General features: G+C 64.7%; 19 protein-coding genes. 12 read left to right on the top strand and 7 right to left on the bottom strand.

Going from position 1 to position 23697, the window contains the following annotated elements:
• Positions 1-12 precede the first annotated feature (12 nt).
• The 4 genes from speA to AC0Z2B_RS00325 form a co-directional block, all read right to left on the bottom strand.
• Positions 13-1926 (bottom strand): arginine decarboxylase, encoded by a 1914-nt coding sequence (gene speA, locus AC0Z2B_RS00310; RefSeq protein ID WP_416422235.1) that lies wholly within the window; start codon positions 1924-1926, stop codon positions 13-15.
• A gap of 139 nt (positions 1927-2065) precedes the next feature.
• The gene (locus AC0Z2B_RS00315; RefSeq protein WP_473005235.1) at positions 2066-2437 is read right to left on the bottom strand and encodes a translation initiation factor Sui1; all 372 of its coding nucleotides are present in this window, start codon (positions 2435-2437) and stop codon (positions 2066-2068) included.
• Between the two features lie 311 nt (positions 2438-2748).
• The gene (locus AC0Z2B_RS00320) at positions 2749-3279 is read right to left on the bottom strand and encodes an NUDIX hydrolase (RefSeq protein WP_476294722.1); all 531 of its coding nucleotides are present in this window, start codon (positions 3277-3279) and stop codon (positions 2749-2751) included.
• Between the two features lie 3 nt (positions 3280-3282).
• Entirely contained in the window at positions 3283-4377 is a 1095-nt protein-coding gene (locus tag AC0Z2B_RS00325) for a DUF2333 family protein (RefSeq protein WP_416422232.1), read from the bottom strand.
• A gap of 244 nt (positions 4378-4621) precedes the next feature.
• On the opposite strand from AC0Z2B_RS00325, the gene AC0Z2B_RS00330 reads away from it, so the two are divergent.
• The 12 genes from AC0Z2B_RS00330 (at position 4622) to AC0Z2B_RS00385 (ending at position 21542) form a co-directional block, all read left to right on the top strand.
• Positions 4622-6235, top strand: coding sequence for a diguanylate cyclase (locus tag AC0Z2B_RS00330; protein ID WP_476294723.1), 1614 nt, complete (start codon positions 4622-4624; stop codon positions 6233-6235).
• Between the two features lie 91 nt (positions 6236-6326).
• Positions 6327-8102: a protein-disulfide reductase DsbD gene (dsbD, locus tag AC0Z2B_RS00335; RefSeq protein WP_476294724.1), complete on the top strand. Its 1776-nt coding sequence runs from the start codon at positions 6327-6329 to the stop codon at positions 8100-8102.
• A gap of 446 nt (positions 8103-8548) precedes the next feature.
• Complete coding sequence (accB, locus tag AC0Z2B_RS00340) at positions 8549-9010, top strand: acetyl-CoA carboxylase biotin carboxyl carrier protein (protein ID WP_473005232.1); 462 nt, start codon at positions 8549-8551, stop codon at positions 9008-9010.
• 17 nt (positions 9011-9027) lie between these two features.
• On the top strand, positions 9028-10389 hold the full coding sequence (gene accC / locus AC0Z2B_RS00345) for an acetyl-CoA carboxylase biotin carboxylase subunit (RefSeq protein ID WP_027979640.1): 1362 nt from the start codon (positions 9028-9030) through the stop codon (positions 10387-10389).
• Positions 10390-10623: 234 nt separating this feature from the next.
• Entirely contained in the window at positions 10624-11502 is an 879-nt protein-coding gene (gene prmA / locus AC0Z2B_RS00350; protein ID WP_476294725.1) for a 50S ribosomal protein L11 methyltransferase, read from the top strand.
• Between the two features lie 40 nt (positions 11503-11542).
• The gene (locus AC0Z2B_RS00355; protein ID WP_476294726.1) at positions 11543-12784 is read left to right on the top strand and encodes a DUF3426 domain-containing protein; all 1242 of its coding nucleotides are present in this window, start codon (positions 11543-11545) and stop codon (positions 12782-12784) included.
• Positions 12785-12984: 200 nt separating this feature from the next.
• Positions 12985-13998 (top strand): tRNA dihydrouridine synthase DusB, encoded by a 1014-nt coding sequence (gene dusB / locus AC0Z2B_RS00360; protein ID WP_455924176.1) that lies wholly within the window; start codon positions 12985-12987, stop codon positions 13996-13998.
• Positions 13995-14315: a DNA-binding transcriptional regulator Fis gene (fis, locus tag AC0Z2B_RS00365; RefSeq protein WP_008368706.1), complete on the top strand. Its 321-nt coding sequence runs from the start codon at positions 13995-13997 to the stop codon at positions 14313-14315. The genes dusB and fis overlap by 4 nt, the downstream gene beginning before the upstream one ends.
• 79 nt (positions 14316-14394) lie before the next feature.
• A complete protein-coding gene (purH, locus tag AC0Z2B_RS00370; protein WP_476294727.1) occupies positions 14395-16002 on the top strand; it encodes a bifunctional phosphoribosylaminoimidazolecarboxamide formyltransferase/IMP cyclohydrolase in 1608 nt (535 codons plus the stop codon).
• A gap of 106 nt (positions 16003-16108) precedes the next feature.
• Positions 16109-17395 carry a phosphoribosylamine--glycine ligase gene (gene purD / locus AC0Z2B_RS00375; protein WP_416422223.1) on the top strand — a complete coding sequence of 429 codons (1287 nt, stop codon included), beginning with the start codon at positions 16109-16111 and terminating at the stop codon, positions 17393-17395.
• Between the two features lie 126 nt (positions 17396-17521).
• A complete protein-coding gene (locus tag AC0Z2B_RS00380) occupies positions 17522-20296 on the top strand; it encodes a response regulator (RefSeq protein WP_476294728.1) in 2775 nt (924 codons plus the stop codon).
• A 649-nt stretch (positions 20297-20945) separates the two neighbouring features.
• Complete coding sequence (locus AC0Z2B_RS00385; protein ID WP_416422221.1) at positions 20946-21542, top strand: MarC family protein; 597 nt, start codon at positions 20946-20948, stop codon at positions 21540-21542.
• Positions 21543-21552: 10 nt separating this feature from the next.
• On the opposite strand, the gene AC0Z2B_RS00390 is transcribed toward AC0Z2B_RS00385, so the two are convergent.
• From AC0Z2B_RS00390 to AC0Z2B_RS00400, 3 genes are read right to left on the bottom strand one after another with little or no spacing between them, the layout of a single operon-like run.
• Positions 21553-22185, bottom strand: a complete 633-nt coding sequence (locus AC0Z2B_RS00390; protein ID WP_476294729.1) for a hypothetical protein — start codon at positions 22183-22185, stop codon at positions 21553-21555.
• Positions 22178-22852: a hypothetical protein gene (locus AC0Z2B_RS00395; protein WP_476294730.1), complete on the bottom strand. Its 675-nt coding sequence runs from the start codon at positions 22850-22852 to the stop codon at positions 22178-22180. Before AC0Z2B_RS00395 ends, AC0Z2B_RS00390 begins: the two co-directional genes overlap by 8 nt.
• Positions 22853-22911: 59 nt before the next feature.
• The gene (locus tag AC0Z2B_RS00400; protein WP_476294731.1) at positions 22912-23649 is read right to left on the bottom strand and encodes a hypothetical protein; all 738 of its coding nucleotides are present in this window, start codon (positions 23647-23649) and stop codon (positions 22912-22914) included.
• Positions 23650-23697: the final 48 nt, after the last annotated feature.

Genomic DNA, 23697 nt, shown 5'->3' on the forward strand with positions numbered 1-23697 from the left:
CCCCTTCACCGGTTACGACGACAGGTACGAGGAACGGGTCAGGCCCAGGCGCAGTGCGTCCAGGTACTGGGTGCGTTCACGCGGGCTGATCTTGGCGCTGGCCACCTTGTCGCGGTAGTGGTTCATCAGCTCCTCGGGCGACAAGTGCACGTAGCGCAGCATGTCCTCGATGGTGTCGTGGGTCTCGATGCCGGCGCTGTAGGCGCTGCCGTCGGCGTTCTGGTAGATGTTCACCGAATCGGTGTCACCGAACAGGTTGTGCATGTCGCCGAGGATTTCCTGGTAGGCGCCCACCAGGAAGATGCCCAGCAGGTAGTCCTCGCCTTCGTTGACCGCGTGCACCGGCAGGCTGGTCTCGATGCTCTGCTCGTCGACGTACTGCTTGATCTTGCCGTCGCTGTCGCAGGTCAGGTCCTGCAGCACCGCACGGCGCAGAGGCTCTTCGTCCAGGCGGTGCAGCGGCAGGATCGGCAGTACCTGGCCGATGGCCCAGGTGTCGGGCAGGCTCTGGAACACCGAGAAGTTGCAGATGTACTTGTCGGCCAGCTTGTCGTTGAGTTCGTCCAGCACCATGCGGTGCGAGCGCTGGCGGGCTTTCAACGAGTTGTGCAGGCGGCGGCACACGGCGAAGTAGCACTGTTCGGCCAGGGCCTTCTGCGCCAGGGTGATCTTGCCGTCGGCGTACTGGGTGGCCACGTCGCTCATGTAGTGCGTGGCGCGCCAGTAGGTCTCGGTGACCATCTCGATATCGGTCGGGCCCAACAGGTCCACCAGCCACTGCACGGTCTCGGGCAGGCTTTCCTTGTCGAGGATTTCCGGCACTTCGTCGTTGTGCTTCTCGACGTCGGTCACCTGCACCACCAGCATGGCGTGATGCGCGGTCAGCGAGCGGCCGCTCTCGGAGAAGATGTGCGGGTGCGGCAGGCCCTGGGCGTCGCAGAACTCCTTGAGCATGCCCACGACCACGCCGGCGTAGTCGTCCATGTCGTAGTTGATGGAGCTGGCGTTGCGCGAGTGGGTGCCGTCGTAGTCCACGCCCAGGCCGCCGCCCACGTCGATGTGGTCAACCGGCAGGCCCAGGGCGCGCAGTTCGCCGTAATAGCGAATGGCTTCCTTGAAACCGTGCTGGTAGTCGGCCAGGTTGGCGATCTGCGAGCCCATGTGGAAGTGCAGCAGGCGGATGCCGTCGTCCAGGCCGGCAGCGCGGAAGCGCTCCACCACCGAGATCAGCTGGGCAGCCGAGAGGCCGAACTTGGACTTCTCGCCACCGGTGTCGGCCCACTTGCTGGAAGCCAGGGACGACAGGCGCACGCGCAGGCCCACCTGCGGCTTGACCTTGAGCTCGGCGGCCTCTTCGATCACCAGGCCCACTTCCGACTCTTTCTCGATGACGATGAAGACGTTGTGGCCCAGTTTCTGGCCCATCAGCGCCAGGCGAATGAATTCGCGGTCCTTGTAGCCGTTGCAGACGATGGTGCCGCCCTTCGGCGCCAGGGCCAGCACGGCCAGCAGCTCGGGCTTGGAACCGGCTTCAAGGCCGATGGACACGTCCTGGGTGGCGATGATGTTTTCCACCACCGCTTCCTGCTGGTTCACCTTGATGGGGTACAGCGCGGTGTACTTGCTCTGGTATTCCAGGCGCTCGATGTTGGCATCGAAGGCGCCGGTCAGTTGGCGCACGCGGTCCTGCAGAATGTCCGGGAAGCGCACCAGCAAGGGCAGCGACAGGCCGCTCTTGCGCAGTTCGTCTACCTGTTCGAACAGGTCGATGGGCGCGCTTTTCGGCCCATTGGGACGCACTTCCACGCGCCCGGCCTCGTTGATCGCGAAGTAACCGGCCCCCCAATGGCGTATCCCATAAACGCTGCGGCTGTCCGCAACTGTCCATTGGCTGCCATCGTCTTTGCGTGTGCGTCGTACGGACATCGAAGTCCCCTATAGAAAGTCAGAAACCACCGGTGATTCGGCCGGTGCAGTGTAATAAGCGAAGATGACGATTACCTGCCAGTGCAGGGTAGACCCTGCTGGCCGCGTCAAGTTTAGAAATGGCAACGCGTGGGGCTGGTCAGCCGCCAGACTTTTTGGCCTTGAAACCCTGCTTGACCAGCTCGGCGAGCAGCAGCTCGACGTGGTCGCCCTGGATTTCAATCACGCCATCCTTCAGCGCGCCGCCGGTACCGCAGCGGCGCTTGAGGGTGGTGGCCAGTTCCTTGAGGTCGTCGGGCGCCAGCGGGACGCCGGTGATGGTGGTCACCGTCTTGCCGCCCCGGCCCTTGCTTTCACGACGCACACGGGCAATCCCGTCACCTTCGGGGATGACGGTCTGCTTGCAGATGCAGGCATCTATGGGTTGACGACAGTCCGGGCAATGCCGGCCAGCATCGGTGGAGAACACCAGGCCGCCGAGAGCGGCGAAGGATGTGGTTTTCTTGGCCACTGGCAATCCTCAGTTGAGGACGAAAAAACTGGCCGGCGCACAGGGCGGGTTCCGACCGCGAAGCCCCACTCAGGCAGGGGCAGCGCTACTGCGCCATGGGGATGGCTGCAGCTTGAAAAGGTCGCGCAGTGTAACGGCAAATGCAAGGCTTGCTAAGTGCCAAAACGCGCCATTTATCAAAGGATTCGCGACGTGTGCGGCCGCCTACATTCCGTAGCCGCTGCCGACAGGCTGCGCTGGCCAGTGTGAACCCTGGAGATTTTCAGCGGGGCACAGGGCCAGCGCAGCCTGCGGCAGCGGCTACAGGGCGGTTATCCGGCGACTACGCGCTGCAGGGCCACCAGGGAATCGGGGCAGTAGGGGCGGGTCTCGCTTTCGGCCAGGGCCTGGGCCACGGGGATGAATTTCGCCTCCAGCACCTCTTCGGGCTGCACGTTCAACGGCCCGTCCCACACGGCCGAGAACACCGCGCACCAGGCGCGGTTGTCGGGCTGGTCGAAGAAGAACTGGCCGTGGGCCGTCAACGGCACGCCGGCCACGCCCAGTTCCTCGTGCAGTTCGCGGGCTGCCGAATCGGCGTAGCTTTCGCCGGCGCCGACCATGCCACCCGCGGCCACGTCCCAGTAACCGGGGTACACGGCCTTGCTCAGGGTGCGCCGGTGCACGCACAGCTCGCCGGCAGAGTTGAACAGCAGGATGAAGGTGGCGCGGCCGATCAGGCCGCGCTCGCGCAGTTGCTGGCGCGGCAGGGCGCCCAGCACGTGGTCCTGCTCGTCCACCCAGGCGATGGCCTCGGCGTCGGAGGCGGCGCGGTGCGCCGCTTCTTTATCGGAGTACGACATCCGTTACCCCTGGGACAGCAGTTGGCGAAGGTCGATCACCGCGGCGTTGGCGCGCGAGATGTAGTTGGCCATCACCAGCGAGTGGTTGGCCAGGATGCCGAAGCCGCTGCCGTTGAGGATCATCGGGCTCCAGACCGGCTCCTGCGAGGCTTCCAGCTCGCGGATGATCTGGCGCACGCTGACCGTGGCGTTCTTTTTCGCCAGCACGTCGGCGAAGTCGACCTCGATGGCGCGCAGCATATGCGACAGCGCCCAGGCCTGGCCGCGGGCTTCATAGAAGACGTTGTCGATCTGCATCCATGGGGTCTCGACGATTTCCTCCTCCAGCTGCGGCGCCTGGCCCGGGACGATGGTCTCGGTCTTGGAGGTGGTGTTGAGCTTCACCCGGCCAACGCTGGCCGACAGGCGCTGGGACAGCGAACCCAGGCGCGTGGCGACGTCACCCAGCCAGTTGTTGAGGTTGTCGGCACGCGGGTAGAACAGCGCGCCGGTCTGGTTGGGGTCGGACAGGCGCGCCTGGTAGCGGCTCAGGGAATTGATGCCATCCTGGAACTCGGACTCGCTGGACGGCCAGATCCAGCTCTTGTTGTCGAAGTTGAACTTGGGCTCGGCGCGCACCAGGTCGGCGTCTTCAGCCGACTGCGACTGGGAACGGGCGAAGTCCTTGCGCATGGCCCGGGTCAGGTCGCGCACCTGCACCAGCACGCCGTATTCCCAGCTGGGCATGTTGTCCATCCACAGGCCAGGCGGGAAGCGATCGTTGGAGATATAGCCACCGGGCTTGTTCAGCAGGGTGCCGGCCACGGTCTTGAGGGTTTCCACGGTGGTGTAGCCCACCACCATCTTGTGGCCTTCGCGGGCAGCGGCCTCCTGGGCGTGCTGCTGCACCGGGAACAGCGCCGGCTCCTCGCTCCAGTACCAGCCCAGCAGGCCGGTGACCACCAGGTACAGCCCCACCACCGTCAGCAGCGCGCGGCTGACCAGCAGGCCGCCCAGGTAGCTGCGGGGTGCGGCCTTGGCAGGGCCCTTGCTGTTGCTGTCGGCGGGCTCGCGCGGTTCGCCCTTGCCTTTGCCTGTGCGGTTCTTCCAGTCCAGCATGGCTATATCCTTTCGATCACTGAATTCAAAGGTTCGACCGCAAGCCCTTGGCATCGTGCCAGTGGGGCTGTCGATCCTGGGTGCACTATAAAGGATGCGACGCCGCAGGCATAAGCGACTAGCCAGTCATTAAATGAATACACAAACTGAAGGGTTATTTTCCGGATGACAGTCGCGTGAAAGGAAATGAGTGCTAGCATAGAGCCACTATCGAGTCGCAGCACCCCCAATAAGTAGTCAGGACATGACCGAAGCAGACGATCCCGGCCGCGAACGCCTCAAGCATCACTTTGCCCAGCGGGTCATCCATCAGGCCCGGCAGATCCTGGAAGTCTGGCAGCGCCTGCAGCGCAGCGAGTGGTCCAGCGAAGACCTGTGCGAGCTGAACGAGGCCAACCTGCGGCTGCTGCGCTTCGCCGAACGCTTTGAGCAACCCGAGCACATCACCATCGCCCGCAGCCTCAACCAGGCCCTGTTGGCCGTGGAAGACAACCGCGGGCGCCTGAGCAGCGAACTGATCCACGAGCTCAACCGCCTGATGCAGCGCCTGTCGCGCACCGGCCTGCGCCATGGCGACGAGCTGGACCACACACTGCTGCCGCCGCTGCGCAAGCCGGTGTATGTGCTGCTGCAGGATGCCGAACGCGGCGAGCGGCTGGCCACGCAGCTGGAATTCTTCGGCCTGCACGCCCAGGCCCTCGACAGCGCGGCGGCGTTCCAGGCCTCGATGCAGGAGTGCACGCCGGCGGCCATCGTCATGGACGTGGACTTCGGTGGCTGTGGCGTTGGCCTGCAGCTGGCGGCCCAGGCCCAGGAAGGCCAGGAGCCGAGGCTGCCGCTGTTGTTCTTCAGCCTGCTGGACACCGACACCCCTACCCGCCTGGCCGCCGTGCGCGCCGGTGGCCAGGAGTTCCTGACCGGCGCGCTGGAGGCCTCCAGCCTGCTGGAGAAGATCGAGTCCCTGACCTGCGTGGCCCAGTACGAGCCGTTCAAGGTGCTGGTCATCGACGACTCCCGGGCCCAGGCCATGTACACCGAACGCCTGCTCAACGGCGCCGGCATTGTCACCCGCACCCTCACCGACCCCATCGGCGCCATGGCCGAGCTGGCCGATTTCCAGCCCGACCTGATCATCCTCGACCTGTACATGCCTGCCTGCACCGGCCCGGAGCTGGCCAAGGTGATCCGCCACAACGACCGTTACGTCAGCGTGCCGATCATCTACCTGTCGGCCGAGGATGACCTGGACAAGCAGCTGGACGCCATGAGCGAGGGTGGTGACGACTTCCTGACCAAGCCCATTCGCTCGCGGCACCTGATCACCACCGTGCGCAACCGCGCCTCGCGGGCGCGCAACCTGAAGTCGCGGATGGTGCGCGACAGCCTCACCGGGCTGTACAACCACACGCATATCCTGCAATTGCTGGAGGACTGCGCCTTCCGCGCACGCCGCGAGGCCAAGCCGCTGAGCTTCGCCATGCTCGACATCGACCATTTCAAGAAGGTCAACGACAGCCACGGCCACCCCATGGGCGACCGGGTGATCAAGAGCCTGGCGCTGTTCCTCAAGCAACGGTTGCGCAAGACCGACTTCATCGGCCGCTACGGCGGCGAGGAATTCGCCATCGTCATGCCTGACACTGACCTTGCCGCCGCCCACGACGTGCTGGACGAAATCCGCCAGCGCTTCGCCGAGATCCACTACCCGGCGCAGCCCCAGGACCTGCGCTGCACCTTCAGCGCCGGCGTGGTGCAGATGGCTGCCGACAGCGACAGCCTGAGCATGGCCGCCCAGGCGGACGAGGCGCTGTACCGCGCCAAGGGCGCCGGCCGCAACCACGTGCAAACGATTTCGTAACGAGCTGCGACACGGCAGGTAACAACCCTGTCACCTGCACGCCCACCCTCGCTGGGCTATGATGCGCAGACTTTTGTGTTGCGAGATTGCCATGCGCCGCCTGCTTTGCCTCCTGTTACTGGTGCTGACCCTGCCCGCCATGGGCGCCAGCCTGCTGGACAGCCGCCCCAGCGCCACCCTGGGCAGTGCCCTGAACAACAGCAGCGACTTCCTGCCGGTGCACCAGGCGTTCCAGCTCAACCTCAGTAAAACCACGCCAGAGGCCATTACCCTGCAGTTCGTGGCCACCGATGGCTACTACCTGTACCGCCACCGCTTCGCGTTCAAGCCCACGCCTGCCGACATCAAGCTGGGCGCGCCGCAGATCCCCGACGGCGAGAAGAAACACGACGAGTACTTCGGCGACGTCGAGGTGTACCACGGCATCGTCGAGATCACCCTGCCCCGCGACCCCAAGGACACCCGCCCCTTCACCCTGGCCGTGACCTACCAGGGCTGCGCCGACAAGGGCCTGTGCTACCCGCCGGAAACCGAGAAACTGGCCATCGACGGCGGCGCCAGCGCGACCGCCGCGGCTCCTGCCAGCACCCCGGCCAAGGGCTGGGACTGGAAGGAACTGCTGCTGTACCTGCTGGGCGGCATCGGCCTGACCTTCACCCCCTGCGTGCTGCCCATGCTGCCGATTCTCTCGGCCGTGGTAATGCGCGGGCAGACCAGCCGCCTGCGCCGCTACAGCCTGGCGCTGGCCTACGTGCTGCCCATGGCCCTGTGCTTCGCCCTGCTGGGCGCACTGATGGGCCTGTTCGGCGCCGGCCTCAACCTGCAGGCGCGCCTGCAGTCGGCCTGGGTGCTGGGGCCGTTCGCACTGTTCTTCGTGCTGTTCGCGGTTTCGATGTTCGGCGTGTTCGAGCTCAAGCTGCCGGCCGCCCTCACCCACCGACTGGACCGCATTGCCGGCAACACCCAGGGCGGTTCGCTGTGGGGTGCGGCGGTGATGGGCGTGCTCTCCAGCCTGCTGGTCTCGCCTTGCGTATCGGCGCCGCTGGCCGGCGCGCTGCTGTACATCAGCACCACCGGCGATGCCTTGGGTGGCGCCTTGAAACTGTTCGCCCTGGGCCTGGGCATGGGCATTCCGCTGATGCTGGTGGCCATTGGCGGCGTCACCTGGCTGCCGAAAAGCGGGCCGTGGCTGGTGGTGGTCAAGAACGCCATTGGCGTGCTGCTGCTGGGCCTGGCCATCGGCCTGCTCAGCCGCGTGCTGCCAGGCCCGGTCACGCTGGTGCTGGTGGGCCTGCTGGCGGTCGGCGTCGGCCTGTTCCTGGGCGCCCTGGAATTTGTCTACAAGGCGCCGCGCCAGCGCCTGGCGCAACTGCTGGGCCTGCTGTTGCTGGTGTACGGCCTGGCCTGCTGGTACGGCGCGCTCAGCGGCCAGGGTGATCCGCTGCGGCCCCTGCCGGCGCCGGCGAATGCCATTGCCGCCACTGCAGCTGCCAGCACGTGGCAGACGGTCACCACCCCGGCGCAACTGGACCAGGCCCTGGCCGCGGCCAAACAGGCCGGCAAGCCACTGGTGCTGGACTGGTACGCCGACTGGTGCATCAGCTGCAAGGTCATCGAGCACGAGGTGCTCACCGACCCCGAGGTGAAAGCGCGCCTGGCCGGCTACCAGCAGGTGCGTTTCGATGTCACCGACAGCAACGCCGAACAACGCGCCCTGCTGGACCGCTACAAGCTGTTCGGCCCCCCTGCGCTGATGTTCTTTGCCGCCAACGGCGACGAAATCCACGAGGCCAAGGTGATCGGCGAGATCAATGCCGCCGATTTCGTTGGCAAGATCGCCATCGCCGACGGCAAAAAGACGCCATGACCCGCCAGGCCGGAGCAATTCCGGCCTAAATGACCGTCAATAGCAATTTAGTCACAAATTTCAGGCGAACATCGGGCAACGTGCTGGCTATTGTGCTTGACTGGACAGTCGTTGCCCCGTTGCGGCATAGTCACCCCGCCAGCACCACCTGGCCCATGCAGGGAGCCCGCGAATGAAGATGATCCACCGGTTTTCGCTTGAGTTGCCCTTGGTATCAACGCAAAACGTGACGCGCCGCCAAGAGTGAGCATCCCACTCTTCGACGTGCGATTGTCCGACAGGCCATTCGTAGAAATCTTTGCCATCGCCCCGGCACGGCCTCACGGCCACCGGGGTGATCAGCGACCTTGGCGCCAGCGCACACGCAGACTGGCTGGGAGGTCGCCCTGGAACTGCTTGAAACACTACCTGAACGCCCCTGACCGACCCTTGGGAGTTGATGATTAATGGATATTCGCAAAGTAAAGAAACTGATCGAGCTGCTGGAAGAATCCGGTATCGACGAGCTGGAAATCCGTGAAGGCGAAGAATCCGTACGGATCAGCCGCCACAGCAAGACCCCGGCCCAGCAGTACTACGCGCCAGCCCCGGTTGCCGCGCCAGTAGCCGCCCCGGCTGCCGCTGCTCCAGCCGCCGCTGCCGCCGACGCGCCAGCCGCTGCACCGAAGCTGAACGGCACCGTTGCCCGTTCGCCAATGGTCGGTACCTTCTACCGCAAGGCTTCGCCAGCCTCGCCAGCCTTCGTTGAAGTCGGCCAGACCGTGAAGAAAGGCGACACCCTGTGCATCGTCGAAGCGATGAAGATGATGAACCACATCGAAGCTGAAACCAGCGGTGTGATCGAATCGATCCTCGTGGAAGACGGCCAGCCGGTTGAGTTCGACCAGCCGCTGTTCACCATCGTTTGAATCGCGGAGAGCCAACGATGTCCCAACCTGCGAAATTGGAAAAAGTCCTGATTGCCAACCGCGGCGAAATCGCCCTGCGGATCCTGCGTGCCTGCAAGGAACTGGGCATCAAGACTGTTGCCGTCTACTCCAAGGCCGACAAGGAGCTGATGCACCTGGGCCTGGCAGACGAGTCCGTTTGCATCGGTCCGGCACCGGCTGCGCAATCCTACCTGCACATCCCGGCGATCATCGCGGCCGCCGAAGTGACTGGCGCCACCGCCATTCACCCAGGCTACGGCTTCCTGGCTGAAAACGCCGACTTCGCCGAACAGGTGGAGAAATCCGGTTTCGCCTTCATCGGCCCGAAAGCCGACACCATTCGCCTGATGGGCGACAAGGTATCGGCCAAGCACGCCATGATCGAAGCTGGCGTTCCTACCGTTCCAGGTTCCGACGGCCCGCTGCCGGAAGACGAGGAAGAAGCCCTGCGCATCGGCCGTGAAGTCGGCTACCCGGTGATCATCAAGGCCGCCGGTGGCGGTGGTGGTCGCGGCATGCGCGTGGTGCACAAGGAAGAAGACCTGATCGCCTCGGCCAAGCTGACCCGTACCGAAGCCGGTGCTGCGTTCGGCAACCCGATGGTGTACCTGGAGAAGTTCCTGACCAACCCACGCCACGTGGAAGTTCAGGTGCTGTCCGACGGCCAGGGCCACGCCGTGCACCTGGGCGACCGCGACTGCTCGCTGCAGCGCCGTCACCAGAAGGTGCTGGAAGAAGCGCCGGCCCCGGGCATCGACGAAGAAGCCCGGCAGATGGTCTTCGCCCGCTGCGTCAAGGCGTGCATCGACATCGGCTACCGTGGTGCCGGTACTTTCGAGTTCCTGTACGAGAACGGCGCGTTCTATTTCATCGAAATGAACACCCGCGTCCAGGTAGAGCACCCGGTTTCGGAAATGGTCACCGGTATCGACATCGTCAAGGAGATGTTGAGCATCGCGGCCGGCAACCCATTGTCGTTCACCCAGGATGACGTGGTTATCCGCGGTCACTCGCTGGAATGCCGTATCAACGCCGAAGACCCGAAGAACTTCATTCCTAGCCCAGGCACGGTCAAGCACTTCCACGCCCCAGGCGGCAACGGCGTTCGCGTCGATTCGCACCTGTACAGTGGTTATGCCGTTCCGCCGAACTACGATTCGCTGATCGGCAAGCTGATCACCTACGGCAAGGACCGCGACGAAGCCATGGCGCGCATGCGCAACGCCCTGGACGAGATCGTGGTGGACGGGATCAAGACCAACATCCCGCTGCACCGCGACCTGACTCGCGACGAAGGCTTCTGCAAGGGTGGCGTGAACATCCACTACCTGGAACACAAGCTGGCTGCCCAGAAGTGATCCACGGTTGTAGATAGCTGCACCAGAAACCGGCCCCAGTGGCCGGTTTTTTATTGCCTGCGCCCCGGGCGCCGCCGACGCAGCCTGCGGCAGCTGCTACGCGAAATCTGTAGCCGCTGCCGCCAGGCTGCGCTGGCCAGCCTGTGCCCCGGAGATTTTCAGCGAGGCACAGCTTTTGCCTGCGCGCTCTAGTAAACTGCCCCGCTTTAGTTCCCGATTCCAAAGGTACCCGCCATGCCCTGGCTACAAGTCCGTCTGGCCATCAGCCCAGAACAAGCCGAAACCTACGAAGACGCCCTGCTGGAAGTCGGCGCCGTTTCGGTCACCTTCATGGACGCCGAAGACCAGCCTATCTTCGAGCCAGAGCTGAACACCACGCCGCTGTGGACCCACACCCACCTGCTGGCGCTGTTCGAAGCCGACGCGGAGCCGGCCAGCGTGTTCGCCCACCTGCAACTGCTGACCGACGCGCCGCTGCCCGAGCACCACGCCGAAGTCATCGAGGACCAGGACTGGGAACGCAGCTGGATGGACAACTTCCACCCCATGCGTTTCGGCCAGCGCCTGTGGATCGTGCCAAGCTGGCACGCGGCCCCCGAGCCTGGCGCGGTGAACCTGCTGCTGGACCCGGGCCTGGCCTTCGGCACCGGCACCCACCCCACCACCGCGCTGTGCCTGGAATGGCTGGACGGCCAGGACCTGGCCGGCTGCAACGTGCTGGACTTCGGCTGCGGCTCGGGCATCCTGGCCATCGCCGCGCTGCTGCTGGGCGCCGAGCATGCCGTGGGCACCGACATCGACGTGCAGGCGCTCGAAGCCTCGCGTGAAAACGCCGGGCGCAACGGCGTGGCCGAGGAGAAATTCCCGCTGTACCTGCCTGAAGACCTGCCGCAAGTGCAGGCCGACGTGCTGGTGGCGAATATCCTGGCCGGCCCACTGGTGTCGCTGGCGCCGCAACTGAGCACCCTGGTGAAGAGCGGTGGCCGCCTGGCGCTGTCGGGCATCCTCGCCGAACAGGGCGAGGAAGTGGCTGCCGCCTACGCCGCCGACTTCGACCTGGACCCTATCGCCAACCGCGATGGCTGGGTACGCATCAGTGGTCGCCGCCGCTGAGACGGCCTAGAATGCCTGTCTGCATAAACCGGATCCGCGCATGACCGACAGTTTCGTCACCCAGTGCCCCCATTGCCAGACCAGCTTCCGCGTCAGCCACAATCAGTTGAGTGTGGCCCGCGGGGTTGTGCGTTGCGGCGCCTGCCTGCAGGTGTTCAACGCTGCCCGCCAGCTGCTGGAGCAAAGCACCGGCAAGCAGCAGCCCGCCGCCCCCGAACCGGCCCCTGCGGCCCCGGAGCGGCGTGCCACGCCTATCAGCCTGCGCGAGTGGTCAGCCAACGAACTGGACCTGGACAAGCTGGACCTGGACGGCGAACTGGCACGCCTGGAACAGCGCGAAATCCAGCCGGCCAAGGCCTTCCGCGACCAGCCGGGCCGGGAAGAGTCCTTCAGCGCCAGCCGCGACGAAGCGTTGGACGAGTGGCACGACCAGCCGTTCGGCACCCACGCCGACGAGGAAGAGCTGCACGAGGACGACCCGGCACCGCCGATCATCGAGCGCGACCCGCCGCTGGACGAAGCCCCTGCCGCCCCTGAGGCGCGTACCGAGCCTTCGTTGACCCTGGCGCCCATCGAGGCCAGCGAGCCGGGCATTGGCGCCCTGCATGCCGACGATGACGTGCCGGCCAGCCAGCGCCTGTCCGCACTGGATGCCGACGACGAGGACGACGAGCCTCGCGAAGCCCCGGTGCGCCAGGGCAAGCAGAAGCACGAGCGCAGCGAGCCGAACCTGCGCGACGCGCCGCTGCTGGACCTGGTGGACGACCCGCTGCAACTGGACTGGCAGAAGCGCCGCACGCCCTGGGGCAAGCGCCTGCTGTGGCTGGCCCTGACCCTGGTCGCCGCCGCGGCGCTGGCCGGGCAGTACGTCTGGTACCACTTCGACGAGCTGGCCCGCCAGGACCAGTACCGCCCGTGGTTCCAGCAGCTGTGCCCGAGCGTCGGCTGCACGGTGCCGTCCAAGGTCGACATCGACAAGATCAAGAGCAGCAACCTGGTGGTGCGCAGCCACCCGGACTTCAATGGCGCGCTGGTGGTGGATGCGATCATCTACAACCGCGCGGCATTCTCCCAGCCGTTCCCGCTGCTGGAGCTGCGCTTCGCCGACCTCAACGGCCACCTGATCGCCAGTCGTCGGTTCAAGCCCGGCGAGTACCTGTCGGGCGAGCTGGCCGGCCAGGACGAGATGCCGCCGCAGACGCCGATCCATATCTCCCTCGATATCCTCGATCCGGGCCCGAAAGCCGTGAACTATAGCCTCAGCTTCCGTTCCCCGGAGTGACCCCCAACGCCGCCCGTAGCAGCTGCCGCAGGCGGCGTCCGGCCGCCACGCCGACCGTCGCGCAACAACCAAACCACCCGGCATAAGCCAATAGTTGTTCAGATTTTATCCAAAACGATCTTTATCCGGTCACCGAGAGCGGGTATTATGCCCACCCTTTTTCGAACTCTAATGATCCGGCCCCACAACAGGGAACACCTATGTCGGCGGTACGCATCGGCCCATATACATTGAACAACGCCCTGATCCTTGCCCCGATGGCAGGGGTCACGGACCAACCCTTCCGTCAACTTTGCCGACGGATGGGGGCAGGCCTGGTGGTCTCGGAAATGGTCACCAGCGACATGAGCCTGTGGAACAGCCGCAAGTCGCGCCTGCGCATGATTCACGAAGGTGATCCCGAGCCCCGCTCGGTACAGATCGCCGGCGGTGACGCGCAGATGCTGGCAGCGGCCGCCCGGGCCAACGTCGAGATGGGCGCCCAGATCATCGACATCAACATGGGCTGCCCGGCGAAGAAAGTCTGCAACAAGGCGGCAGGTTCCGCTTTACTGAAAGACGAGGCACTGGTGCAGGAAATCCTGCACGCCGTGGTAGCCGCCGTCGAGGTGCCGGTCACCTTGAAGATTCGTACCGGCTGGGACCGGGCGAACAAGAATGGCATCACGGTTGCACGCATTGCCGAACAGGCAGGCATCAGCGCCTTGTCGGTGCACGGGCGCACACGCGCCGACCTGTATACCGGTGAAGCCGAGTACGACACCATCGCTGCCATCAAGCAGGCGGTGTCGATCCCGGTCTTTGCCAATGGCGACATCACCTCGCCGCAAAAGGCCCGGCAGGTCCTCGACGCCACCGGCGCCGACGGCCTGCTGATTGGCCGGGCCGCCCAGGGGCGGCCGTGGATCTTTCGCGAGACCGAGCATTACCTGCGTACCGGCGAACTGCTGCCGGCGCCGCAATTGAGTGAAGTGGAACAGATTCTGCTGGAGCACCTGGCTGCGCTGCACGCCTTCTATGGCGATGTGATGGGCGTTCGAATCGCCCGCAAGCACGTCGGGTGGTACCTGGCAACCTTGCCGGGCGCCAAGGAATTTCGCGCCCAGTTCAATCGTTTGGAAGATACGGAAGCGCAGTGCGCCAACGTTCGCCGGTTCCTCAGCGAATGTAACGAGAGCCCTGTGAAAGGGGACGGACAGGGGGTGGCCGCATGACGATGATGACCGAGACTTTAGTGAGTGGAACAACGCCCGTGAGCGACAACGTCAACTTGAAACAGCACCTCAACACGCCCAGCGAAGAGGGTCAGACCCTTCGTGGCAGCGTCGAGAAGGCGCTGCACAATTATTTCGCCCATCTTGAGGGCGCTGCCGTCACTGACGTGTACAACCTGGTGCTTTCCGAAGTCGAGGCCCCCTTGCTCGAAAGCGTGATGAATTACGTCAAGGGCAACCAGACCAAGGCCAGTGAGATGCTGGGCCTGAATCGCGGTACCTTGCGCAAGAAGCTCAAGCAATACGATCTGCTGTAAGCATGCATTCAAACCAGAAAAGGCGACCTGTCCAGGGTCGCCTTTTTTGCTGACTCCTCTGCTTTAGACGGAAATTGAAATGACCGACCAGACTACCCGCCTGCCCGTCCGCCGCGCTTTGATCAGCGTCTCCGACAAGACCGGTATCCTTGAATTCGCCCGTGAACTCGAAGCCCTGGGCGTCGAGATCCTGTCCACCGGCGGTACCTTCAAGCTGCTTGCGGACAACGGCGTTGCCGCAGTGGAAGTGGCGGATTACACAGGTTTTGCCGAAATGATGGACGGCCGGGTGAAAACCCTGCACCCGAAAATCCACGGCGGCATCCTGGGCCGTCGCGGCATCGACGACGCCATCATGAGCGAGCACGGCATCAAGCCGATCGACCTGGTCGCGGTCAACCTCTACCCGTTTGAAGCCACCATCAGCAAGCCAGGCTGCGACCTGCCGACCGCCATCGAGAACATCGACATCGGTGGCCCGACCATGGTCCGCTCCGCTGCCAAGAACCACAAAGACGTGGCCATCGTGGTCAACGCCAGCGACTACGGCCAGGTGCTGGAAGGCCTGAAAGCCGGCGGCCTGACCTACGCCCAGCGCTTTGACCTGATGCTGAAGGCGTTCGAGCACACCGCCGCCTACGACGGCATGATCGCCAACTACATGGGCACTGTTGACCAGGCCGCCGAGACCCTGAGCACCGAAGGCCGCAGCGAATTCCCGCGCACCTTCAACAGCCAGTTCATCAAGGCCCAGGAAATGCGCTACGGCGAGAACCCGCACCAGAGCGCGGCGTTCTACAAGGAAGCCAAGCCGGCCGAAGTGGGCATCGCCACCGCCACCCAGCTGCAGGGCAAGGAACTGTCCTACAACAACGTCGCCGATACCGACGCTGCGCTGGAATGCGTGAAGAGCTTCGTCAAGCCTGCCTGCGTCATCGTCAAGCACGCCAACCCGTGCGGCGTGGCCGTCAGCCCTGACGCCGAAGGCGGCATCCGCCAGGCCTACGAACTGGCCTACGCCACCGACACCGAATCCGCGTTCGGCGGCATTATCGCCTTCAACCGCGAGCTGGACGCCGAGACCGCCAAGGCCATCGTCGACCGTCAGTTCGTGGAAGTGATCATCGCCCCGTCGGTCAGCGACGAAGCCCGCGCCATCGTTGCCGCCAAGGCCAACGTGCGCCTGCTGGCCTGCGGCGAGTGGTCGGCTGACCGCGCCGCTGCCTGGGACTACAAGCGCGTCAACGGCGGCCTGTTGGTACAGAGCCGTGACATCGGCATGATCAGCGCCGACGACCTGAAGGTCGTGACCAAGCGCGCGCCAACCGAGCAAGAGATCCACGACCTGATCTTCGCCTGGAAAGTGGCCAAGTACGTGAAGTCCAACGCCATCGTCTACGCCAAGAACCGCCAGACCATCGGCGTCGGCGCCGGCCAGATGAGCCGCGTCAACTCCGCGCGCATCGCCGCCATCAAGGCCGAGCACGCTGGCCTGCAGGTGCAGGGTTCGGTCATGGCCTCGGACGCGTTCTTCCCGTTCCGTGACGGCATCGACAACGCCGCCAAAGTGGGTATCACTGCCGTTATCCAGCCAGGCGGCTCGATGCGCGACGCTGAAGTCATTGCTGCTGCCGACGAAGCCGGCATTGCCATGGTGTTCACCGGCATGCGCCACTTCCGCCACTAATCACGGCCCCGTAGCAGCGGCCGCAAGGCCGCGTCCGCAGGCGCCACCCAGTGCGCCCCGGACGCAGCCTGCGGCAGCTGCTACGGCCTAACCAGAGAATCCTGTTATGAACGTATTGATCATCGGCAGCGGCGGCCGTGAACACGCCCTGGCCTGGAAAGTTGCCCAGGACCCACGCGTCGAGAAAGTCTTCGTGGCCCCCGGCAACGCCGGCACTGCCATTGAAGCCAAGTGCGAAAACGTCGCCATCGACGTGCAGGCCATCGAGCAACTGGCCGACTTCGCCGAGAAGAACGTTGCCCTGACCATCGTCGGCCCGGAAGTGCCGCTGGTGGCTGGCGTCGTCGACCTGTTCCGCTCGCGCGGCCTGGACTGCTTCGGCCCGACCAAGGGCGCGGCCCAGCTGGAAGGCTCCAAGGCGTTCGCCAAGGACTTCCTGGCGCGCCACAAGATCCCGACTGCCGAATACCAGAACTTCACCGAGATCGAGCCAGCGCTGGCCTACCTGCGCGAGAAAGGCGCGCCGATCGTGATCAAGGCTGACGGCCTGGCCGCCGGCAAGGGCGTGATCGTCGCCATGACCCTGGCTGAAGCCGAGGACGCGGTGCGTGACATGCTGGCAGGCAACGCCTTCGGCGACGCCGGTTCGCGCGTGGTCATCGAAGAGTTCCTGGACGGCGAGGAAGCCAGCTTCATCGTCATGGTCGACGGCAAGAACGTCCTGCCAATGGCCACCAGCCAGGACCACAAGCGCGTCGGCAACGGCGACAGCGGCCCGAACACCGGCGGCATGGGTGCCTACTCCCCAGCCCCCGTGGTGACTGCCGATGTGCACCAGAAGGTCATGGACCAGGTCATCTGGCCGACCGTCAATGGCATGGCGGCCGAAGGCAACGTCTACACCGGCTTCCTGTACGCAGGCCTGATGATCGACAAGGCCGGCAACCCGAAAGTCATCGAGTTCAACTGCCGCTTCGGCGACCCGGAAACCCAACCGGTGATGCTGCGCCTGCAATCGAGCCTGGTGCTGCTGGTGGAAGCCGCCATGGCCCAGGCCCTGGACAAGGTCGAGGCCCAGTGGGACTCGCGCCCGAGCATGGGCGTGGTGCTGGCCGCTGGCGGCTACCCGGGTGACTACGCCAAGGGCGCCGTCATCGGTGGCCTGGACGCCGCTGCCCAGCTGCCTGGCAAGGTGTTCCACGCCGGTACCGCGCTGAAGGACGGCCAGGTAGTGACCGCTGGCGGCCGCGTGCTGTGCGCCACCGCCCTGGGCAACACCGTGGGTGAAGCCCAGCAGCAGGCCTACGCCCTGGCCGGCAAGATCGACTGGGACGGCTGCTTCTACCGCACCGACATTGGCTACCGCGCCATTGCCCGCGAAAAAGGCGAGTAAAACCCCCTGCCCTCCCCCTGAAGTACCGGGTTTTCCCCGGTACTTCAGGCCGTTCGACCACTAGCCCTACGCTTTCTCCGCCGCGCATAGTTATACTCAGTCATTAACCTTCGAAGGGATTTCGCTGTGCGCTGGCTCAGGATCGCCATTTCATCGATAGTCAGTGTGCTGACACTGCTCTGCGCGTACCCGGCTTTTGCCGAGTCCAGCAGTGGCTGGTCGGTATTGCTCGATGAACACGCGCGCCTGCAACTGAGCGACGTGCGCTCGGACCGCTACCAGAACCAGTTCAGCCCCCTCGAGCTCAGCCAGCTGGTGCCCAGCGGCCCCAATGCCGCCCAGTGGCTGCACTACCATTTGCCCCCCGCAGCCCATGAACAGGTGCTGCGCATCTACGCCCCCGACCTTGCCGACCTGGACTTCTACGTGCTGGACGGCGACACCGTCATCCGCCAGCAACGCAACGACGCCGGGCGGCCCGGAGGCGAGCCGTCGTTCGCCAACACCGACATCCTGCTGCCCGTGCCGGTCAGCCAGAAGCCGCTGGACCTGTACCTGCGCCTGGCGTCCGAGCACCAACTGCGTCCCAGCGTCAGCATGATGCCCGCCGTCAGCGCCGCCGCCGACCAGCGCCAGACCCTGATCATGGGCCTGCTGTTCGGCTGCCTGGGCATGCTGGTCATCCACAACCTGGCCCGCTACACCTACAGCCGCTCCAGCAGCAGCCTGTGGCTGGCCGGCGCCGAGACCCTGCTGACCCTGAGCGCCGCCATCCTGCTCAACCTCAGCGGCCCCTGGTTCGACACCTGGCATTCGCTGCGCACCACCGGCAGCTTCGTCACCTTGATGCTGGCGGCCATCTGCTGCCTGATGTTCACCCAACGCTTCTTCGCCCCGCGCTCCACGCCACTGATCGACCGGCTGCTGACCGCCGCCAAGCTGCTGATCGGCCTGAGCGGGCTGATGGTGCTGCTGATGGACGGCTTGCCGATCAACTCCATCACCTACGCCATGATGGTGGTCGGCGGCCTGGGCATGCTGCTCACCTCCGGCTACCACTGGCAGCAGGGCTACCGCCCGGCACGGCTGTTCACCTGCGCCATGCTGTTGCTCAACCTGGGCGTGCTGATCGTGCTGCCGGCCCTGCTGGTGCTCACCCGCACCCCGCCGCAGTGGCTGGTGCTGGGGCTGATGGCGGTGGGCGCGCTGACCGGGCTGATGCTCAACACCGCCCTCAGCGAGCGCCTGCGCTTCATCAGCGAGGACCGCTTCAGCGCCAGCCGCGAGCTGGCGGCCAGCAACGCCGAGGTCAACGCCAAGGCCGAGTTCCTGGCACGCATCAGCCACGAGATCCGCACCCCCATGAACGGCGTGCTGGGCATGACCGAGCTGCTGCTCGGCACGCCGTTGTCGGTCAAGCAGCGCGACTATGTGCAAACGATCCACAGCGCCGGCAACGAGCTGCTGACGCTGATCAACGAGATCCTCGACATCTCCAAGATCGAGTCCGGGCAGATTGAACTGGACGACGTGCAGTTCGACCTCAGCGCGCTGATCGAGGACTGCCTGAACATCTTCCGCGCCAAGGCCGAGCAGCAGAACGTCGAGCTGATCAGCTTCACCCAGCCCCAGGTGCCGCAGGTCATCAGCGGCGACCCCACGCGCCTGCGCCAGACCCTGCTGGCCCTGCTCGATCACGCCCTGAAGAAGACCGACGAGGGCGAGATCCTGCTGGTGGTGGCCCTGGACCAGCGCAGCGGCGAACCACGCCTGCGCATCGCCGTGCAGGACAGCGGCGTGCCTATCCCGCGTGACGAGCGCGAGGCGTTGCTGCACAGCGAGCTGCACAGCAAGAACCTGCTGTCGGGCAACGAGGTGGGCGGCCACCTGGGCCTGGTCATCGCCCGCCAGCTGATCCTGCTGATGAAGGGCGAGTTCGGCATCAAGAGCGGCAGCCAGCAAGGCAGCACCCTGTGGCTGACCCTGCCGCTGGACCCCGAGCGCCTGGAGCACCCCACCCTGGACCTGGACAGCCCGCTGCGCGGCGCCCGCGTGCTGGTAGTGGACGACAACGACACCTGCCGCAAGGTGCTGGTGCAGCAGTGCGGCGCCTGGGGCCTGAACGTAAGCTCGGTGCCGTCGGGCAAGGAAGCCCTGGCCCTGCTGCGCACCAAGGCCCACCTGCGCGACTATTTCGACGTGGTGCTGCTGGACCAGAACATGCCCGGCATGACCGGCATGCAGTTGGCGGCGAAGATCAAGGAAGACCCCAGCCTGAACCACGACATCCTGATCATCATGCTCACCGGCATCAGCAACGCGCCGAGCAAGATCATCGCTCGCAACGCCGGGGTCAAGCGCATCCTGGCCAAGCCGGTGGCCGGCTACACGCTCAAGACTACCCTGGCCGACGAACTGGCCCAGCGCGGCCAGCACCCGGCCCAGCCGGCGCCGCTACCGTCGGTGGCGGCGACGGCGATTTCGGTGCCGGCGGACTTCCGCATCCTGGTGGCCGAGGACAACAGCATTTCCACCAAGGTGATCCGCGGCATGCTGGGCAAGCTCAACCTGTCCCCCGACACCGCCAGCAACGGCGAGGAGGCGCTGCGTGCCATGAAGGCCCAGCGCTACGACCTGGTGCTGATGGACTGCGAAATGCCGATCCTCGACGGCTTCTCCGCCACCCAGCAGCTACGCGACTGGGAGCTGGGCACCCAGCGCGAGCGCACGCCGGTGGTAGCGCTGACCGCGCACATCCTCACAGAACACAAGGAACGCGCGCGCCAGGCCGGCATGGACGGCCACATGGCCAAGCCCATCGAACTGTCGCAGTTGCGCGAGCTGATCGAGCACTGGGTAGCCCAGCGCGAAATGGGCCAGGACCAGGCCAGCAATTCCTGATACCCCGGACCGCGGTGAACCCGTGGACGCAGCCTTCGGCAGCTGCTACGGGGCGTACGCAAGGCAGGACCATGATACCTCGTAGCAGCGGCCGCCAGGCCGCGTCACAGCCGCTGCGGTGCAACCGGGGACGCAGCCTTCGGCAGCTGCTACGGGACGTACGCAAGGCAGGACCATGATACCCCGTAGCAGCGGCCGCCAGGCCGCGTCACAGGCGCTGCGGTGCAGCCGGGGACGCAGCCTTCGGCAGCTGCTACGGGGCGTACGCAAGGCAGGACCATGATGCCCCGTAGCAGCGTGCCGCCAGGCCGCGTCACAGGCGCTGCGGTGCAACCGGGGACGCAGCCTTCGGCAGCTGCTACGGGACGTACGCAAGGCAGGACCATGATACCCCGTAGCAGCGGCCGCCAGGCCGCGTCACAGGCGCTGCGGTGCAACCGGGGACGCAGCCTTCGGCAGCTGCTACGGGACGTACGCAAGGCAGGACAATGATACCTCGTAGCAGCGTGCCGCCAGGCCGCGTCATGGGCGCTGCGGTGGAACCGGGGACGCAGCCTTCGGCACCTGCTACGGGAAATACCAAAGGGTGGTGGCTGGGCGGCGCGCGCTATAGACTTTGCCATCGCCCACCCCAGCACGAGCCCGGCCCATGCTTCAGACGTTGTTCAGCGTTTACCTCAAGATGCTAGTGCTCTACAGCCCATTCTTCGTGCTCTCGTGCTTCATCGGCCTGTCACGCGGCTACTCGCTCAAGGAGCGTAAGCGCCTGGCCTGGAAAGTGGCACTGGGGGTGCTGGTGTCCAGCGTGCTGCTGTACCTGTTCGGCCGGGTGATTTTCAGCGTGTTCGGCATCACTGCCGACGCCTTCCGCATCGGCGCCGGCAGCGTGCTGTTCATCTCGGCGCTGGGCATGGCCCAGGGCAAGTCGGGGGTGCAGACCGACAACGTGCAGCAGGACGTGACCATCGTGCCGCTGACCATCCCCATCACCGTCGGCCCCGGCACCATCGGCGCCCTGCTGGTGATGGGCGTCAGCCAGCCGCACTGGGACGACAAGCTGATGGCCATCCTCAGCATCGCCCTGGCCAGCGCCACCGTAGGCCTGGTGCTTTACCTGTCCAACCGCATCGAACGGCTGCTGGGTGAACAGGGCCTGCAGATCGTCAGCCGGTTGATGGGGCTGTTCGTCTGCGCCCTGGCGGCGCAGATCATCTTTACCGGGATCAAGGGCTACCTGGTGTCCTGACCGCCATGGCTCACAGCTCCATGCGCACCAGCTGGCCCAAGGCCTTGTCCCGCAGGAGATCGCGTACCTCCTGGCGGTAAAACGCTGCATACCCGTGTGCATCGAATACATAGACGCCACCGCTGATTTTCAACACGATCTCGCGGTCCAGCGGCCCTCTGCTACCGCCCGCTCGCTCGCCCATCTTCGTGCGCAGCGACAAGCCAAAGTTCATCAGGATTATTTCCCCCCGCCCATTGATCTCGCAGGGGGCCACCTGCCAGGACAGTACTCGGTCCCCCGCCTGGCCCTGCCGAAAGAAGCGCTCGGCAAATGCATGAATCCCTAACGTCTGCAGCACCAGGCGAGCGAGTTCGAATAACCGTTGCGGGTCATCGTAGCTGGTGATGTTCAGGTTGATGGAGTCAAGCTCGGAAACCTCGTGGATAAACAGAGTCGGGGTGCTGACAACGCTTAGCGACTTGCAAAAATGCTTCTGGAGTACCTGCTGGTGATAATGCAGCCAGCTGTTCCAATACAGCTCCCGGCTGTAGGCATGGCTGGCGAAACCCTCCGCGTAAAGCAGAAGATCGCAGATATCGTCACGAGTATCGCGCCCCAATCCCGGGCCGAAGGGAACGATGCTGCTGCCGGGCTCAATCATGATTGCCGGTCTCTTTCGCCCCAAAGCTGGCATCGACGCGCACAGGGGCCTGGTCGATACGCTTGGCCAGACGTTGCTCGATCACTGGCTGGAACCGTGGATACAGTAACGGATGCGGCTCGCTGCACAGCCAACTGAGTTTGACTTCGCCCTGTGGGGCCAACTGCCCGACACCATTGCCAAGCAAGTCAGCCATTGACGCCCCAGCCACCTTGAAGTTGATCATCAGCGTATCAAGGCGCCCATCGCCATGGGCGTTGCCGAGCATCAATACTACGTCGTCGCCGACTTGCGACTGCCGTGCCCAGTGCAACAATTCCGGCAGCGGGGTGTGGCTGGCCTGGCGCTCGAACAACCACTGCAAGCCGGAGACATTGGCCACCGTGCCACGGCTGGCGAAACCGACGAACAAGCCGGCAAGGTCGAACGCCTTGGGTTTGGCCGCGTACTCGCCACGCTCCACCACCTGCCAGCCGAAGTTGCGCGTGACGTCCTCGAACTTGTGGAACCAACCGTGGGGATTACTCAAGCGCTCGACCTTGGTCGATGCATACAGCTGGAAATACAGCGCGGACTTGAGCACCGCGTCCTTGGCGAGGGGCGCCATGGCCTTTTCGATGCAAATCAACTGCCCGCCATCCAGCCAGGCTTCATAGGGGTCAGACATGGAAAGCTTCCTTGCGCGGATACCCGGCGCAGGCCCGCAAACCTGCGCCAGGCAAGGGGTCAGATGTCGTATTCTTCGATCTTGCTGAGCAAGTTGGATGCAAGCTTATTGGCAATCAGCTGGCGAGAAACCGAGATCAGCTGGCGATTCATGATGAAGCTGCTGGAGCCTTGGTAAATCTGCACGTCTGCGCTGTCCCAGTTCGAGAACAGCACGCTGGTGGCGTTGGTGTCCGTGGAGTAGTGCAGGCTGCCGACGTTGAGGATGACGTCGCCTTCAGGCGTCTGCAGGGCACTGGACAAGCCCAGGTTGCCACCACGATCGCTGCGCACGTAACGATCGAACAACTTCAGCGGGCCGTCCTTCTTGCCCAGGGCATCCAGGGCCTTGCGCGCAGTGTCCAGGGCAACAACGGCTGACGCACCCGACATGGCGGCGGAAACCACCGCACCCTTGAGGATCTCGACGGCTACTTCCTCCAGGGTGAAGGTGCGTTTCTTGCTGGAATGCTGGCGGTAGTCGGAACGGATCTCTACCCAGCCGCTTTGCTTCATGACCGTGCAGAACCAGGTAAACCACTGCTTGCCTTCGCGCGAGGGTACTTTCTTGTCCGCAACCATGGTTGCGTACAGGTAAGTGTTCATCGCGTCCTGCTTGGCCACCGCCTCGATGCCGGTGACGAAGGACATCACGCCGTTTTGTACCACCGCCGCCGATTCGTTGGTGTCCGCCCCGGCCCCGATGTCGTACGCGGCAAGTTGGCTCAGATGCTCGTTTGCCGCTCTGTAATCATTCATGCGCATATCCCTTGCGTGTGCGGACCCGACAGGGGTCCGATGGGCACA

It is taken from the genome of Pseudomonas sp. GYB4201, from assembly GCF_056312595.1.